14 protein-coding genes are annotated in these 17,449 nt (G+C 65.6%); all 14 read right to left on the reverse strand.

Features of this window, described 5'->3' with window-relative positions; all coding sequences use genetic code 11:
* Positions 1 to 76: 76 nt before the first annotated feature.
* On the reverse strand, positions 77 to 1,897 hold the full coding sequence (ftsZ, locus tag KFF05_13390; GenBank protein ID UTW50918.1) for a cell division protein FtsZ: 1,821 nt from the start codon (positions 1,895 to 1,897) through the stop codon (positions 77 to 79).
* 107 nt (positions 1,898 to 2,004) lie between these two features.
* Positions 2,005 to 3,285, reverse strand: coding sequence for a cell division protein FtsA (gene ftsA, locus KFF05_13395; protein ID UTW50919.1), 1,281 nt, complete (start codon positions 3,283 to 3,285; stop codon positions 2,005 to 2,007).
* Positions 3,286 to 3,316: 31 nt separating this feature from the next.
* Positions 3,317 to 4,195 carry a cell division protein FtsQ/DivIB gene (locus tag KFF05_13400; GenBank protein ID UTW50920.1) on the reverse strand — a complete coding sequence of 293 codons (879 nt, stop codon included), beginning with the start codon at positions 4,193 to 4,195 and terminating at the stop codon, positions 3,317 to 3,319.
* Entirely contained in the window at positions 4,195 to 5,097 is a 903-nt protein-coding gene (locus tag KFF05_13405) for a D-alanine--D-alanine ligase (protein UTW50921.1), read from the reverse strand. The genes KFF05_13400 and KFF05_13405 overlap by 1 nt, the downstream gene beginning before the upstream one ends.
* Entirely contained in the window at positions 5,094 to 6,038 is a 945-nt protein-coding gene (murB, locus tag KFF05_13410) for a UDP-N-acetylmuramate dehydrogenase (GenBank protein ID UTW50922.1), read from the reverse strand. The genes KFF05_13405 and murB overlap by 4 nt, the downstream gene beginning before the upstream one ends.
* Positions 6,035 to 7,495, reverse strand: a complete 1,461-nt coding sequence (locus KFF05_13415) for a UDP-N-acetylmuramate--L-alanine ligase (GenBank protein UTW50923.1) — start codon at positions 7,493 to 7,495, stop codon at positions 6,035 to 6,037. Before KFF05_13415 ends, murB begins: the two co-directional genes overlap by 4 nt.
* Complete coding sequence (murG, locus tag KFF05_13420) at positions 7,492 to 8,631, reverse strand: undecaprenyldiphospho-muramoylpentapeptide beta-N-acetylglucosaminyltransferase (protein ID UTW50924.1); 1,140 nt, start codon at positions 8,629 to 8,631, stop codon at positions 7,492 to 7,494. The genes KFF05_13415 and murG overlap by 4 nt, the downstream gene beginning before the upstream one ends.
* Positions 8,628 to 9,752 (reverse strand): cell division protein FtsW, encoded by a 1,125-nt coding sequence (locus KFF05_13425; protein ID UTW50925.1) that lies wholly within the window; start codon positions 9,750 to 9,752, stop codon positions 8,628 to 8,630. The genes murG and KFF05_13425 overlap by 4 nt, the downstream gene beginning before the upstream one ends.
* Complete coding sequence (locus tag KFF05_13430) at positions 9,753 to 11,192, reverse strand: UDP-N-acetylmuramoyl-L-alanine--D-glutamate ligase (GenBank protein UTW50926.1); 1,440 nt, start codon at positions 11,190 to 11,192, stop codon at positions 9,753 to 9,755. It abuts the gene before it with no gap.
* Between the two features lie 7 nt (positions 11,193 to 11,199).
* The gene (gene mraY / locus KFF05_13435; GenBank protein UTW50927.1) at positions 11,200 to 12,288 is read right to left on the reverse strand and encodes a phospho-N-acetylmuramoyl-pentapeptide-transferase; all 1,089 of its coding nucleotides are present in this window, start codon (positions 12,286 to 12,288) and stop codon (positions 11,200 to 11,202) included.
* A 9-nt stretch (positions 12,289 to 12,297) separates the two neighbouring features.
* A complete protein-coding gene (locus KFF05_13440; protein UTW53715.1) occupies positions 12,298 to 13,761 on the reverse strand; it encodes a UDP-N-acetylmuramoylalanyl-D-glutamyl-2,6-diaminopimelate--D-alanyl-D-alanine ligase in 1,464 nt (487 codons plus the stop codon).
* A gap of 10 nt (positions 13,762 to 13,771) precedes the next feature.
* A complete protein-coding gene (locus KFF05_13445) occupies positions 13,772 to 15,205 on the reverse strand; it encodes a UDP-N-acetylmuramoyl-L-alanyl-D-glutamate--2,6-diaminopimelate ligase (protein ID UTW53716.1) in 1,434 nt (477 codons plus the stop codon).
* A gap of 16 nt (positions 15,206 to 15,221) precedes the next feature.
* Positions 15,222 to 17,018, reverse strand: a complete 1,797-nt coding sequence (locus KFF05_13450; GenBank protein ID UTW50928.1) for a penicillin-binding protein 2 — start codon at positions 17,016 to 17,018, stop codon at positions 15,222 to 15,224.
* Entirely contained in the window at positions 17,015 to 17,449 is a 435-nt protein-coding gene (locus KFF05_13455) for a hypothetical protein (protein UTW50929.1), read from the reverse strand. Before KFF05_13455 ends, KFF05_13450 begins: the two co-directional genes overlap by 4 nt.

Consider the following 17,449-nt stretch of genomic DNA (forward strand, 5'->3'; position numbering starts at 1 on the left):
GCTCTTGAATAAACAGAACCTGGGATCCCCTCAAATCACTAATTGTTTCCGAATGTTACGGTGTTCCACCGTCCCTTCAGTTGGCCTGACGGCGGAGGAAGGCCGGGATGTCCAAAAGGTCATCTTCCGTTTCCGCCGAGGGCAGCCGATCAGCCGGATCAACCCCGCCCAAGGGCGCCTTGACAGGGGCGGCCTGGACCGGGGCCGCTTGCACTGGGGCCGGCGCCTGAACGGGTGACGGGGCCGGGTTTTCCGCCATTTGCGGTGTTGCCGTACGCGACCGGATCAGGGCGTCGATGGTGCCCCGCTCGGATGTCGCGGCCGGTTGTGCCGCCGGGGCCGGTTCGGAAACAACGGTTTCCTCGGGTTTTTTGGCCCGTCCGGTGCCCGTGACCCGCTCGAACAGCGACAGACCGCCGCCTTCCTTCTTGGGCCGGCGAAGCAACCCGCCCATCCTGGAGGTATCGTCATCAGCATTGGAGCCGTTGACCATGGCCGCCACTTCGAAGGGATCGGAACCGCTCGCCGGGCCGTCCATGGCATCGTCGTCTTCAACCTCGACGGCGCGCTGCGGAATGAAGGATTCCACGTTGCCCACCCCCGGCATGGCCGCCGGAACCCGGGGCTGCACTTCCGCCGGGGCCGCTTCGGCGGCTTCCGGCGCGCTGTCCAGGACCGCGATGGGGTCGGCATCGTCCTCGGCAACCACATCCATGGCCTCGGAATCGAGCGAATCGGCAGCCGATTCGGCGACGTCGTCGGTGATTTCCGGCGCCGGCTCGGGGGCCGGAACGGGCTCGTCCCGCATGGTGACGATCGACGGCGCGGCGGCCTTCGGCTCTTCTTCCGGCCGAGGCACGCGGACCGGCGCGATGCGCTGGGCCTGGTTCAGGATATGCAGGTGCGACGGCTGTTCACCTTCGGCGGCTTCCAGACCGGTGGCCACGACGGACACCCGCATGCTGCCTTCCATGGACTGATCGAAAGCGGAGCCGATGATGATATAGGCGTCCTCGTCAACTTCGGCACGGACCCGGTTGGCGGCTTCATCGACCTCGAACAGCGTGATGTCCTCGCCGCCCGTGATGTTGATCAGCACACCGCGCGCGCCCCGCATGGAGGCGTCGTCCAGAAGCGGGTTGGAAATAGCCGCTTCCGCCGCGTCGAGCGCCCGGCGTTCGCCGGCGGCCTCGCCCGTGCCCATCATGGCCCGGCCCATGCCCTGCATGACGGACTCTACGTCGGCGAAATCCAGGTTGATGAGACCCGGCATCACCATCAGGTCGGTGATCGAGCGCACGCCCGAATACAGCACGTCGTCCGCCATCTTGAAGGCGTCGGCGAAGGTCGTCTTCTCGTTGGCGACGCGGAACAGGTTCTGGTTGGGGATGATGATCAGGGTATCGACATAACCCGCCAGTTCATCCAGGCCCTGTTCGGCCAGGCGCATGCGGTGGCTGCCTTCGAACTGGAAAGGCTTGGTCACCACGCCGACCGTCAGAATGCCGTGCTCGCGCGCGGCCTTGGCGATCACCGGCGCCGCCCCGGTGCCGGTCCCACCACCCATGCCGGCGGCGATGAACACCATGTTGGACTGATGCAGTTCGTCGAGAATTTCGCTGATCGATTCCTCGGCGGCGGCCTTGCCGACTTCGGGCTTGGAGCCCGCGCCTAAGCCCTTGGTCACGCCCGTACCCAGCTGGATACGGCGATCAGCTTTGGAGCCCTTGATGGCCTGGGCGTCCGTGTTGGCGACAATGAAGTCGCAACCTTCGAGATTGGCCGCGATCATGTTGTTGATGGCGTTGCCACCGGCCCCGCCGACACCGATCACGCTGATCCGAGGTTTCAATTCGGGCGCGTCGTGATCTTCCGGTACTGTAATTTTAATGGTCATTTCTCTGCCTCCGATGATTACTTGCCGCCTGAATAAATGCAACTACGACCGGACCCGCCGTGGATACATTCAGGGGATTGGTTGAAAACATGTTGTTCATTGCTCATTCAGAAATTCTCCCGCAGCCATTGGCCGAACCGCCCGAAGGCACCACTGCGTTCCTTGATCGGCTGAAAATCGCCCCCAGCCACTTCCAAGGGGTTTTCCACGGCATAGCGGATCAACCCGACCGAGGTTGCGAACCCCGGCCCCGAAACCGCTTCCGATAGCCCCTCGACCCCGCGCGGCCGGGCCAGGCGAACCTGACGGCCGAGCACGTCTCCGGCGAGTTCCGCCAATCCGGACAGCTGGCTCGCCCCACCGGTCAGCACCACGCGCTGGCCGATGGCCTTGTCGAACCCGCTGGCCGCCAGACGGTCGCGCACCAGTTCCATGATTTCCTCGGCCCGTGGCCGGACAATGCCGACCAGAACCGATCGCGGCACTTGTGTCTGAGCCGCTTCCTTGTCTTCGCCGATCAACGGCACGGTGATCATTTCCGCGTCGTCGGACGGCGACGGAATGACGCAGCCGAACAGCGTCTTCATGCGCTCGGCGCTTTCCAGGGGCGTCGACAGGCCGCGCGCGATGTCGTTGGTCATATGCCCGCCGCCCAGGGGGATGACGTCCGTATGAACCAGTTCGCCGTCGCAGAAGATGGCCAGCGACGTGACACCACCGCCGATGTCGATACAGGTGGTGCCGAGTTGCCGTTCGTCATCAACAAGGCACGCCAGGGCGGAGGCGAAGGACGTCGCCACCATGGCCTCGATCTCCAACTGGCAGCGGTCGATCACCGTGCGCAGGTTCTTGACCGGGCCCCGTTGCGCCGTCACCAGATGCACATTGGCGCCCAGGCGCGAGCCATACATGCCGCGCGGGTCCCGCACACCGCGATTATCGTCAACCGAATAACCGACGGGGATGGAATGGATCAACTCCCGGTCGGCCGGAGTGCCGGCGGTCACCTGTTCCGCCGTCAGCACGCGGTACAGGTCCGCCTCCTCGATCTCACGACCACCGATCTCCGCCTCATGGGCGACCAGCTTCGACTTGGGCTTGCCGCAGGACAGGTTGACGAAGACCTTGTGGATGTTCTCGCCGACCATGGACTCGGCAACCTCGACCGTGGCCCGGATGGTCGCCTCGGCGGCGTCCAGGTCGATCACGCTGCCCGATTTCAGGCCGTGGGATTTCTGATGGCCGATGCCGACGACCCGCGCCGTCACCTGGTTGCTCGACACACCCGTGGTCAGGCGCGCGATCACACAGGAAACCTTGGATGAACCCAGGTCCAAGGCGGCGATCAGTCCGCTGCGCGGTTTTGCATTTCCCAATGGTTTGTTCATGGCCGTCGTCTCATATGGTCCTTGGTTATTCTCACGTTTCCTGGCCTTTAGGCTTTCGGGGCGGGCGCGGTTTGGCGGCCTTGCGCACGATCAGGCGGTCCGGCAGGCGCAGATCGAGAACCTCCACATCGCGGTCCAAGACCTTGTGCTGGCGCTCGTACTCCGCCAGCCGCAGCCAGGCGCCGCCGGGATCATCCTCGGGCAGTTGCACGTCGATGCCGTTGTCCAGGGTCAGGGTCCAGCGCCGCCCGGACACCCACACGGCCGCCCGCACCTGGTTCATCAAATCCGGTTCGGCCTGGAGCGTTTCCAGAAGCGCCTTGGCGTGCTGGGGCGCTTCGGGGCCGACCACGATGGGCAGGTCGGAAAATCTCTCCAGCCCCTTGTTGAGGATCACCACGCCTTCATCGTCGATCAGATGAAACACGCCCTTGTTTTGCCAAAGGGCAAGCGGCGAACGTTCCTCGATATGCAGCATCACCGTGCCCGGCAGCATGCGTTCGACCACCGCACGCTTGACCCAGGACAATTTCTCGACCCGTTCGCGGGCTTCGTCCGGGTCGAAACCGAAGATCGGCGCCCCCCGGGTCAGCTTGAGCGCGGCCAGCAGGTCGTCGCGCGTGGTCTGCGAACGCCCGGTCACGAAGATGTCGTCGATGCGCAGACCGACTTCGGCCGTCTGATCGACCGTCCAAGTCTGAGCCTTGGCGTACAACTGCGGCACGATATCGTTGGACCACACCCACCATCCGCCGCCACCCGCACCGGCCAGCACGGCAACCAGAGCACCCATGCCGACGGCACGGCTCACCTGCCCGCGCAGAACGCGCTTTCTGGGCGCTCCTGACTTGCGGGCGCGGCGGGTACCCGCCGTCTGGGTATCGTTCGCTTCGGTCTTCTTGTCGGCCATCAATCGCACTCCGCCTGTTCAACCATCCAGACGACCAGATCCTGGAAGGACAGGCCCGCATGGGCGGCCTGTTCCGGCACCAGGGATGTGGGCGTCATGCCCGGTTGGGTATTGATTTCCAGCATGTAGAGGGTGTCGCCGTCGTAGCGGAAATCGGTCCGCGCCACGCCGCGGCAGCCGATCGCCTTGAACGCGCGTTCGGACAGGTCCATTGCCTGGTCGTAGACGCTCTTGTCGACCTCGGCCGGGATTACATGGATCGACCCGCCGTTCACGTATTTGGCGTCGTAATCGTAGAACCCTCGCCCGGTGGTGATTTCCGTGACCGCCAAGGCCTTGCCGCCCATGACTGAGACGGTCAGCTCGCGGCCCGGGATATAGCGTTCGATCATCACCAACTCGCCATAGCTCCAACCCGAACCTTCGAACGGCGGCTCGTTGTCGCCTTCACGGACGATATGCACGCCGACACTGGACCCTTCGTTCATAGGCTTGGCGACATAGGGCCGGGCCATGGGTTCCTTGGCGCGGGCGGCCTCGATGGTGGTGACGACGTGATCAGCGACGGGAATGCCTTCGGCCTCGAACAGGCGCTTGGCCATGGGCTTGTCCATGGCGACGGCGGAGGCCAGCACGCCCGAATGGGTGTAGGGAATGCCCAGGATGTCGAGCAGACCCTGGATGCAGCCGTCCTCACCAAAGCGGCCATGCAGCGCGTTGAACACGGCGTCCGGACGCGGATAAAGACGCGTGATCAGCGCACCCACGTCGCGCTGCACGTCAATGGTCGTGACCTGATACCCGGCATCCTGCAGGGCCTTGGCGCAAGCAGCACCCGATACCAAGGAAACTTCGCGTTCGGCGGACCAGCCGCCCATCAGCACGGCAACATGACCGGTCATGGCGTGACCTCCCGCGCCTTGGGCAGGGACGGCACGCCGATGCGGCGGATTTCCCAATGCAGTTCAACCCCGGTCTCCTCAAGCACCCGACGCCGAACTTCCTCGCCCAGGCCTTCCAGGTCCGCCGCCGTGGCATTGCCCGTGTTGATCAAGAAGTTGCAATGCTGGGGCGATACCTGGGCCCCGCCCCGCGTCAGACCACGGCAACCGGCTTCGTCGATCAGCGCCCAGGCCTTGTGGCCATCCGGATTGGCGAAGGTCGATCCGCCCGTGCGCGATTTCACGGGCTGGGTTTCGCCCCGCGCCTTCTGGATGTCGGCCATGCGCCCTGAAATGGCATCGACGTCGTCGGGCGTGCCCCGGAACGCCGCCCGGGTAAAGATCACGTCGTCCGGCTGGCCGCAGTGGCGGTAGGTAAAGGCCATGTCGGCCGGGGAGAGGGCCGCAACCTCTCCCCTGCCGGTCACTGCCCATGCGGCCGCGAAAATATCGGAAACTTCGGCGCCGTAAGCCCCGGCGTTCATGCGCAAGCCACCGCCCACCGTGCCCGGAATACCGATCAGGAATTCAAGACCCGCAAGACCCGCGTCGCGGGCGGCGCGGGAAACATTGACGTCCATGGCCCCGGCCCCGGCAGTAACCACGTCGCCGTCGACGGAAATTTCCGCGAAAGCCTTGCCCAGACGAATCACCACCCCGCCGACACCGCCGTCGCGGACCAGAAGGTTTGACGCCACGCCGATCACCGTGACCGGCACGTCGACGGGCAGGTTCGCCATGAACACCGCAAGGTCGTCCGCGTCCGCCGGCTCGAACAGCACCTCGGCCGGGCCGCCGACGCGGAACCAGGAAAAACCCGCCAGGGCAGCATTCGCCGTCAGCCGGCCGCGCACGGGTGCAAGCCGGTCGAGCAGCGTCGTATCGTAGCGGACCGCCATCATGCGCTGACCTCCCCGCCTTTACCGTTGCCGCCGGGAATTTCACGCAGCCCGCCGCCCAGTTCCTGCAACTGTTCCGGCAGGGCGTTGGCCCATTGGGTAATCGTGCCCGCGCCCAGGCAAACGACGAAGTCGCCGCTTTTGGCGAGGTCGAGCGTGATACGGGCCAGATCCTCGGGGGCCTCCAGGGCGACCACCTTGCGGTGACCATGGACCTTCAACCCCTCGATCAGAGAGTCCCGGTCGATGCCATCGATCGGTGTTTCGCCCGCTGCATAAACGGGGGCGACCACCACGGCGTCGGCGTCGTTGAAGCAGGTGCAGAAATCCTCGAACAAATCGCGCAGGCGGGTGTAGCGATGCGGCTGCACCACGGCGATGACCTGGCCGTTGGTGGCGTCGCGGGCCGCGGCCAGGACGGCGGAAATCTCCACCGGATGGTGGCCGTAATCGTCGATCACGGTGATCCCGCCGACGGTGCCCGTGCGGGTGAACCGCCGCTTGACCCCGCCGAACTTGGCCAATGCCCGCGCCACGTCGGCGTCGGACAGCATCATTTCATTGGCGATGGCGATGGCCGCCAGGGCGTTCTGCACGTTGTGCTGACCGTACATGGGCAGGTGCAGGTCCGCGATCTCGCGGGTCTCACCGGTCTTGCGGTCCCGGATCACGGCGTCGAAGGCGATGCCGTCCAAGCCCGGCGTCATATTGACGGCGCGCACGTCGGCCTGGGGGCTGAAACCATAGGTCACGACACGGCGGTCGGACACCCGGGGAATCAGATTCTGGACTTCGGCATGGTCGATGCACAGGACCGCGAAACCGTAGAAGGGAATGTTCTCGACGAACTGCACGAAGGCGCGCTTCAAGGTGTCGAAGTCGCCGTAATGCTCCATATGTTCCGGATCGATGTTGGTGACCACGGCGATGGTCGACGGCAGCTTCAGGAAGGTACCGTCGCTTTCATCGGCTTCGGCCACCAGCCAGTCGCCGGTGCCCAGGCGCGCGTTGGTGCCGTAGGCATTGATAATGCCGCCGTTGATGACCGTGGGGTCGAGCCCGGCACCATCCAGCACGGCGGACACCAGGGAAGTCGTTGTGGTCTTGCCATGGGTGCCGCCCACCGCAATCGACCATTTCAGGCGCATCAACTCACCCAGCATTTCGGCCCGGCGAACGACCGGGATCAGGTTCTGGCGCGCAGCCACGACCTCCGGATTGTCGGGCTTCACGGCCGAGGACACGACGACGACCTGGGCCGATCCCAAGTTGGCGGCGTCATGGCCGACACGGACGTCGATGCCCATATCGCGCAGGCGCTTCACATTGGCGCTGTCGACGATGTCCGATCCCTGGACCGAATACCCCAGCGAATGCAGCACCTCCGCGATGCCGCTCATGCCGATGCCGCCGATACCGACGAAGTGCAGCAGACCGATGTCGAGGGGAAGCGCTCTCATGCTGCCCGCCTCCCTTCGCCGGAATGTCCGTTGGGCATCATGTCCGTCACCATGTCGGCCAGGGCATGGGCCGCATCGGGCCGCCCGATACGCCGCGACGCGCGGGCTGCATGGACCAGATGGCGCGGGCTTTCGAACAGACTGGTCAGCCGACCGGCCAGACGTTCGGCGGTGAACACATCCTCGGCCATCAGCCAGCCGGCCCCGGCCTCGTCCACGGCCTGGGCATTGGCGAACTGGTGGTTGTCGATGGCATGGGGATAGGGCACCAGGATCGCCGGGCGGCCGATGGCCGTCATCTCGGCGACGGTGGAGGCCCCGGCCCGCGCGATCAGCAAATGCGCCGCCGCAAGGCGACGGGGAACATCGTCGAAGAAGCTGTTCAAGTCGGCTTTGATCCCGGCCTGGGCATAGACGGCGCCGACACGTTCCAGATCCTCGGCCCGGCATTGCTGAGTTACGTTCAAGCGTTTCTTCAGGGCATCAGGCAACGACGCCAGCGCCGCCGGCACCACGTCGGACAGCACCCGCGCCCCTTGCGAGCCGCCGGTGACCAGCAGGTTGAGCGGCCCGCGATCGGTGATCTCGTCATAGGCCGTATCCCGCGCCGCCAGCACGGTGGGGCGCACGGGCATGCCGGTCAGGTGGATCTTCGATTTGGCCGCCTCCGGCACCATCTGCGTGCCGTCGATGGAGGTTGCGATGCGCCGGACCCGCGTCGCCAGCAGGCGGTTGGCGCGGCCCAGCACCGCGTTCTGTTCGTGGATCGCCGTGGCCAGCCCGGCCCAAGTCGCCGCCATCATGGTCGGCACCGAGGCATAGCCACCAAAGCCGATGACCGCATCGGGCTTCAGTTTCGCCAGAAGCTTGCGGGCCTGCAGCATCCCGAGCCCCAGTTCAAACACGCTTTCCAACCGCGCCGTGAAGCGCTTGCCGGCGATGCCGCCGGCGCGAATGTGATGGGTTTCCAGGTCGGCCAGGGCGCCGCCGAAACCACCGCCCCGGCGGTCGGTGATCAGCGCCAGGCGGTAGCCCCGCGCGTTCAGTTCAGCCGCCAGGGCTTCCGCCGGGAACACATGCCCGCCGGTGCCGCCGGCGGCGAGAACGGCCAAATGTCCGGTCATTTTATCCGTCATCGCGCCCCCCCTTCACCCGGGCGCAGGCGGGTCAGCGCCAGCATCATGCCGAAGCCCAGCGCGATAGCCACTGTGGAAGACCCCCCGTAGGACACGAACGGCAGGGTCATGCCCTTGGGCGGGATCAAATGCAGGGTCGACGCCAGATTGATCATGGCCTGGACCGCGAACTGGACCAGCAGACCGGCCGAGGCCAGCAGCACGAACAGGTTGTCGTCCTTGTAGGCACGCGACAAACCACGGATCACCACGAAGGCGAACAGGCCGACGATGGCGACACAGACCAGCATGCCGAATTCCTCGCCGGCGACGGCGAAGATGAAATCCGTATGGGCGTCGGGCAGCACTTCCTTGACCCGGCCTTCGCCCGGGCCGCGCCCGGTCAGGCCGCCGTTGTGGAAAGCGTCGAGCGAACGCATGACCTGATAGCCTTCGCCCGCCGAGGGATCGAAGAAACGATCGACCCGCGCGCGCACGTGGCCAAAGGTGAAGTAGGCGCCGACGCTGGCCATCAGGAAGGCCAGACCGATGCCCATGACCATGACGATGGGCAGTCCCGCCAGGAAGAACTGCACGGCCCAGACGGCGGCGACCACCATGGTCATGCCCACGTCCGGTTGCATCAACAATAAGGCCGCGACCATCAGGAACAGGCCCGTGGCAACCAGATTTCCGGGGTATCCTTCCTGCAGCCGGGCCTGGGCGAAGAACCAAGCCGCAGTCACGGCAAGGGCCGGCTTGACGAATTCCGACGGTTGCAAGGACATCGCGCCGAAGCTGAGCCAGCGCGTCGCCCCCTTGATTTCCGGCCCCACGGCCAGCACCGCCACCATCAGCATCATGGACCCGGCCAGCACGGCCATGGCAAGACGCCGCACGCCCTTGGGCGACAGCAGCGACGTGCAAACAACGACGAACAGGCCGATCCCCAGGTACAGCACCTGACGGCTTGCGAAATAGTAGGTATCGAGCCCCAGGCGCAATGCCACCGGCGGTGAAGCCGCGAGGGCCAGCACCGCGCCGGTCATGGCCAGCACAGCGACGGCGGCAAGGTTCCAACGGTCGACCGTCCACCACCAGCGGGCCAGGATCGAATTGTCGGTGCGGGCAAGGGTGCTCATCTAGACAGCCTCCCCCGCGATGTCGGCCCTGAATGCATCGGGCGCTTCGGTCGGGTCAAGATGCTTGCCGGGCAACGCCTCGACCGCATCCTTGAAGGCATCGCCCCGGTCCTCGAAGCTGGCGAACTGGTCGAACGACGCGCAAGCCGGCGACAGCAGGACCACGGGTTTCTCCGCCTTGTCTTTTTTGGCCTGGGCAAAAGCCTGATCGACCGCCTTTTTGACCTCGCCGGAAATGGTGAAGGGCACCTTACCGTCCAGCGTCTGACCGAAGCCCAGCGCCGCCTCGCCGACCAGATAGGCGTGTTTGAGGCGCGGGAAATACTCGGCAAGCCCCGTGATGCCGCCTTCCTTGGGGCGGCCGCCGGCGATCCAATAGATCGTGTCGTAGCAGACCAGCGCCTTGGCGGCGGCGGCGGCATTGGTCGCCTTGGAATCGTTGATGAAAGCAACGCCGTCAACGACCTCGACCGGTTCCTGGCGGTGGACCAGACCGGGGAAGCTTTGCAGGCAGGCCATGATGACCCGGCCTTCGACCCCGGCACGCCGGCAGGCGGCATAGGCCGCCGCCGCGTTCTGCCAATTGTGCGGCCCCTGCAGGGCGGGAATGTCCTTGAGGTCCGTGACCGGCACTTCCTGGCCGTCCATGTCGTCGACCAGAATGCCGTTGACCACGTAGACGCCGCCATGGATCCGCCGTTCGCCCGAGATCGGCACCACGACCTGCTCGCCCGCGTCGGCCAGGTCTTCGTAGATCGCTTCGCAGTATTTATCGTCGACGCCGATGATCGCCGACTTGGGTTCGGTCTGGCGGTGGAATATCTGGCGCTTGGCCGCGACGTAGCCGTCCATGTCGCCGTGCCGGTCCAGATGGTCGGGGCTGATGTTCAGCAGCACCGCGATGTCCCAGGTGATGGAGACCGTCAAGTCGAGCTGATAGGACGACATCTCGAGAATGTAGGTGTCTCCCTCGCCCAGCGACTCAAGCGACAGGGCGGGCGGGCCGAGATTGCCACCGATGTCCGCTTCGCGCCCGGACAATTGCATGATGTGGCCGACCAGCGACGTGGTGGTCGATTTGCCGTTGGTCCCGGTGATGCCGATGTAAGCCGCGTCGCGCTGAGCGCGGGCCAGAAGTTCGATATCGCTGACGACCTCGCAACCGGCGGCCTTGGCCAAATTCACCACCGGATGCGGTTCGGGATAGTGGAACGGAATGCCGGGGCTGAGCACCAGGGTCGTCACCTCCTGCCAGTTGCAGGTGTAGAGATCGACCAGGGGGATATCCATCTCGCGGGCGCGTTGGCGGCTGTCTTCGTTGTCGTCCCAGGCCCAAACCTCGGCATCACTGTCGATCAGCGCTTTGCAGGTCGCCAGACCCGAACGGCCGAGGCCGAGGACCGCGACCGGCATTTTGTAGAAATAGAAGACGTCGATCATCGCCCCCTCACCGCAGCTTCAGAGTGGCGAGGCCCGCGAGGGCCAGGATGGTCGCGATAATCCAGAAGCGGATGACGATGGTGGCCTCGGCCCATCCCTTCTGTTCGAAATGATGGTGCAGGGGCGCCATGCGGAACACACGGCGGCCGGTCAGCTTGAACGAAATCACCTGCACGATGACGGACACGGTCTCCAGCACGAACAGGCCGCCGACGATGGCCAGCACCAGTTCGTGTTTGGTGATGACGGCGACGGCGCCGAGGGCCCCCCCCAACGCCAAGGATCCCGTATCGCCCATGAAGACCTTGGCCGGCGGCGCGTTGTACCAAAGGAAGCCAAGCGCCGCCCCCACCAGCGAGCCCATGAACACGGCCAGTTCGCCGGACCCGGGTACATAGTGGAGTTGCAGATAGTTGGCGAACACGGTGTTGCCGACCAGATAGGCGATCAGCGCGAACACCCCGGCGGCGATCATCACCGGCACGATGGCAAGCCCGTCCAAGCCGTCGGTCAGGTTCACGGAATTGCTGGAGCCGACCATGACGAAACAAGCGAACACGATGAACATCCAGCCCAGATCGACCAACACGTTCTTGAAGAACGGCAGGGCCAGGGTGGTCGCCAGGGGATCCGGCAGATGTGCCGAGACCCAGAACGCGGCGACCCCCGCGATGGAAATCTGCAGGACCAATTTCAGCTTGCCGGGCAGGCCCTTGGAATTGCGCTTGCTCACCTTCAGGTAGTCGTCAAGGAAACCGATCACGCCGTAACCGATGGTCACGCCCAATGCCGTCCACACGAAGCCGCTTGCCAAGTCCATCCACAACAGGGTCGCCACGACCGAGGCGATCAGGATCAAAAGCCCGCCCATGGTCGGCGTGCCCTGTTTGGTGATCAGGTGGCTTTCCGGACCGTCGTCGCGGATCGGCTGGCCGCCTTTCTGCTTCGCCTTCAGCACCTCAATCAGCACCGGGCCGACCATGAAACTGATGATCAGGGCCGTGATGACGGCGCCGCCCGTGCGGAAGGTCAGGTAGCGGAACACGTTAAGCACCGCGAACTCACCGGCCATGGGGAACAGGATTTCATACAGCATCGTCTGCCCCTATTCCCCGTTAACGGCGCGGCCGCGGCCGCCGTTGCCGTGTTCATGATCCGAATGGGTGTCGGCCAATGCCGTCAGCGCATCGACCACGGCCCCCATGCGCGACCCGAATGATCCCTTGACCAGGATCACGTCGCCGGGCCGCACGGCCGAGGCAACCAGAGGCGCCAACTTGTCGGAGGTTTCCGCATGGCCACCGCGCATCTCACGGGGCAATTCGTCGAACAGGTTGCCCATGCCGGGACCGGCGGTGAACACCGTGTCGATGTGGCGCTGGGCCAGGGGGGCCGCCAGCGCGCGGTGCATGTCGTCGGACGCGTCACCCAGTTCCAGCATGTCACCCAGCACGGCGATGCGCCGCCCGCCCTTGGCCGGCTCGCTCATGCCCAGAACCTCAATGGCGGCGGTCACGGCGACAGGGCTGGCGTTGTAGCTTTCGTCGATCAGGGTCAATTCCCCTCCTGCAAATGGAATGGCCAGGCGATTGCCCCGGCCCTTGGGCGGCGCCAGACGCGCCAGCATGGCGGCGGCCACGACCGGGTCCGCCCCCATGGCCTTGGCAGCGGCGAGGACGCCCAGCGTGTTGAGAACCCAATGACGGCCCGGCACACCGACGCGGTAGCGCAACGCCGTCCCGGCGACATCCGCCAGCACGCCGGTGCCCAGCGCGTCGGGGCGGGTTTCCGTGGCCCGAACGTCGGCCGCATCGTGCAGGCCGAAGGATATGATCTGCCCTGCCCCGGCATTGCGGGCGGCGGCGGATAGGCGTTCGAACATGGGATTGTCGCGGTTAAGCACGGCCGTTCCGCCCGCGACCAGGCCGTCGAAGATTTCCGCCTTGGCGTCGGCGATTTCCTCCACCGACCGGAAGTATTCGCTGTGGACCAGCTCGACCGTGGTGATCAGGGCGACATTGGGGCGCGCCATCTGCGACAGCGGGCGGATTTCACCGGGATGGTTCATGCCCATTTCGAACACGGCGGAGGTCGCCTCGATCGGCATTCGGGCCAGGCTGAGGGGCAGGCCCCAATGGTTGTTCAGATTGCCCTTCGAGGCATGAACCTCGCCCCGGCGTTCCAGGATCATGGCCAGGGCGTCCTTGCTGCCGGTCTTACCGACACTGCCGGTAACGGCGCAGACCTTGGCCCGCGACCGGTCCCGAGCGGCGCGACCCAGGCCTTCCAGGGCCTGCGTGGTGTCGTCGACCCGCATGCCGGGGGCATCCTTGGACAGGCCGGAAAAATCGCGACGCACGACCACGCCGGCCGCACCCTTATCCAATGCCACCTGGGCATGGTCATGACCGTCAGAGGCAACCCCCTTGATGGCGACGAACAGGTCGCCGGGATTGAGGCTGCGGGTATCGATGGACACGCCCGTGGCCTGCCATTCGCCGACGGCATCGCCTTCCGTCGCGGCGGCGGCGGCACCGGCGTTCCACAGCACGTAAGGGGCTTTCGTCATACCCATGGCCTCAACCCTCTCCCGCCAGGGCGGCGCGGGCCGCTTCACGGTCGTCGAAGGGCAGGATGCGCGATCCCACGATCTGGCCCCGCTCGTGACCCTTGCCGGCGATGATCAGAATTTCGCCCGCCGACAGGTCGGCGACGGCGGTCATGATCGCCTCACCCCGGTCGGCGATTTCCGAGGCGCCGGGGGCGGCCGCCAGGATTTCGGCGCGGATTTGATCGGGGTCTTCACTGCGCGGGTTGTCGTCGGTGACGATCACGCGGTCGGCCAGGTCGCTGGCGATACGGCCCATTTCCGGCCGCTTTCCCTTGTCCCGGTCGCCGCCGCATCCGAACACCACGGCAAGGGCACCCGTCGCATGGGGGCGCAGCGCCGTCAGCACGTTTTCCAGGGCGTCCGGGGTATGGGCGTAATCCACATAGACGGCGCCGCCCGCGGGCTTTTCGCCGATCCATTCCATGCGCCCCGGCGCACCCGACAGGCTTTCCAGCGCCGCCAGGGCCGTTTCCACGGAAACCCCCGTGACCCGGGCCAGGCCCAAGGCGCAAAGCGCGTTCATGGCCTGGAACCGCCCTGCCAGGGGCAGGAACAAGTCGCGCTCAATCCCCTCGGCCATCAGACTGAGGTGTTGGCCGCGGGCATCGGGCCGGGTCGACAGAAGCTTGAAGTCGACACCGCGTTCGCCATAGGTGCGGACCCGCAAATGACGGGCCTGGGCGGCGGCGATCACGGCGGCGCCATGGGTGTCGTCGGCGTTGATGACGGCGGCGCCACCATCCACGACCAGGGCATCGAACAGGCGGCGCTTGGCCTTGAAATAGGCGTCGGTGCTGCCGTGATAATCCAGGTGGTCGCGGGTCAGGTTGGTGAAGGCACCGGCGGCGATGCGCACCCCGTCGAGCCGGCACTGATCGAGCCCGTGGCTCGACGCCTCAAGCGCCAGATGATCAACACCGAGGTCCGCCAGATGCGACAGGTCCGCGTGCAGGTCCGCCGGGTCGGGCGTAGTCAGCCCCTCGTCCCGGGAAAATACGTCCGACTGAATGCCCAGGGTTCCGGCGCTGGCGGCCTTAAGGCCCGCCTGTTTCCATATCTGACGCAGGAAACTTGCGACCGAGGTCTTGCCGTTGGTGCCGGTGACGGCGGCGACGGTTTCCGGCTGATGCGGATAGAACCGCGCCGCCAGCAGGGCATAGCGGCGGCGTGGGTTGTCCGTATCAAGGAGCGGCGTGGTCTCGTATCCGTCGGGCAACCGGGTGCCGGGCGGCGCCAGGATCGCCGCCGCCCCCCGTGCCAGGGCGTCGGGAATGTAATCGCGGCCGTCGTTGGCGGTGCCGGGAATGGCGGCGAACAGGAATCCGGGCACGACGCGGCGCGAATCACAGGTCACGCCCGTGATCTCCGGGGCCCCCGCCCCGGCCGTCTGGCCGCTGTTCATATCGTCCACCCACATGTCACTCAGCCGCACGCACCTGCTCCGGTTGACGGGAAACGTTTTCAACGTCGCGAAGGGCCGCCGGCTTCAGGGCGGCCGTGATTTCATTCGCATCGGCCGGCAACTCCCGGGTCGCGGCCAGATGCGGCATGCCGAATTCCGGCGAAATGCCCATGATCCCGGCCGTGCGCTGCACGATGCGGCCGACCGCCGGTGCGGCGACCCAGCCGCCCGTGGCATAGCCGAAAGATTCCTTGGTGCCCTTGGGCTCGTCCACGACGACGCAGACCACATAGCGCGGTGCGTGGATCGGGAACGCGCCGACGAAGGACGCGATGTTGGCCTTGTCGGAATAACCGCCGCCGGCCTTGATCTTTTCCGCCGTGCCGGTCTTGCCGCCGATCAGGTAGCCGTCGGCTTCCTTCTCCGCGTTCTTACCGGTGCCGCGGCTGACGACCAGGCGCATCAGGCCGCGCATCTTGGCCGAGGTGTCGGGCGAAAACACGCGGGCCCCCGGAATGCCCTCGGGCGCCTGCTGCTTGATCAACGTGGTCGGCCGGCGGATCCCGCCGTTAACCGTCGTCGCGATGGCATTGGCAAGCTGCACCGGCGAAACCGACAGACCATGACCGTAGGAAACGGTCACGGTGCTGATTTCGCGCCAGGGCGACGGGACAAGAGGATGACCTACCTCAGGCAACTCAACGGGGGACGGACGCAGGAGGCCGAGCCGCCCGAGGTAGGTCTGTTGGGCTTTGGTGCCCACATCGAGAGCCATTTTGGCTGCCCCGATATTCGATGAAAAAATCAGAATCTCCGGCACGCTGAGCCAGCGGTTCTTGGCGTGATAATCGGTGATCGAGAAGCGCGCCACGCGCATCGGCTTGGACGCATCGTAGCCGCCGGAAATAGCGACCACGCCGGAATCCAGCGCCATGGCGGCGGTCAACAGCTTGAAGGTCGAGCCCATTTCATAGACGCCCTTGGTGGCGCGGTTGAAACCGGCCTCGCCCAGCATTTCCACCGGGCGGTTGGGGTCGAAATCAGGCAGCGACACCATGGCCACCAGTTCGGACGTATTGGCGTCCATCACGATGGCCGTGCCGCCAAGGGCGGAAAATTCCTGCACCGTGCTGCTCAGGACTTCGTGGGCAATGGCCTGGATGCGCAGATCGATGGACAGTTGCAGCGGCGCGCCCCCGCCCGTCAGCTTGCTTTCGAAATGGCGCTCAATCCCGGCCGTGCCGCGGCCGTCGATATCGGTAACACCCAGGACATGGGCCAGCAGGCGGCCCTGGGGATAGACACGGCGTTCGCCGCGTTCGAACTGAATGCCCGGCAGCCCCAGACGATTGACCGCGTAATGCTGTTCCGGCGTCAGGTTGCGTTTCAGGTAGACGAACCGCCCGCGCGACGAAAGGCGCTTTTCCAGCTTGTCGCGATCCAGGTCGGGCAACACGCGGATCAACTTGTCCGCTGTCTCCTGCACGTCCATCACGTGCTTGGGATCGACGTAAAGCGAGACAGCCGGCAGCGAGGTCGCGACGACGATGCCGTTGCGGTCGACGATGTCCGCCCGTTCCTGGACGGGGGCCAGGGGATTGACGCTGCGCGCTAGGCGCGGTTCCGCCCGGTCGGCGAACAGGGTCAGGTCAACCACCCGCCAGCCCAGCGCCATGAAGGCCATGGAGATGACCAGCCCGGTGACGACAAGGCGCGAGCGCCCGGTTTCAAGGGCTTCGGCCGTGCGCCCCGTGGGGCCACCCCGGTAACGCGCGAAATCGAACAGATCACCTTGCATGAGGGATGCGATCATCGCCCACCCTCCTTGATCGGCGTCGGCGTCAGGCCCAGGGCTCGGCGGATCGCCGGCAAGGCGTCCTCGACCGCTTTGTCACGGGGTGAGGAAACTGCGGGTGCGGGTACAGCCTCGGCCACCGGTTCAACCTTGCGGTCGGCGACCTCGACGGTGGGCCGCCAGGGAATCTCCTCGACCGTGCCGAGCTGCCGGGTCGCGATGGGCTCCAGCCCCAGATAGCGTTCCGCCAGCAGGCGCAGGCGCTGCGGGTCATTCAAATGCGCCCATTCCGCCTGCAGCACATGGACGGCGCGGTTGTCGCGGGCGATGTCGCGGTTGAGGGCGTCAAGCTGGTCCTCCAGGTCCTGGACCTGGTAGCTGACCATGAACAACCCCAGGGACATGACGGCGGCAAGAACAAGGGCGAGGAAGGTAGTGCGTTTGCTCAT

The sequence above is a fragment of the bacterium SCSIO 12827 genome (genome assembly GCA_024397995.1).
In the GTDB taxonomy this organism is placed as follows: domain Bacteria; phylum Pseudomonadota; class Alphaproteobacteria; order Rhodospirillales; family Casp-alpha2; genus UBA1479.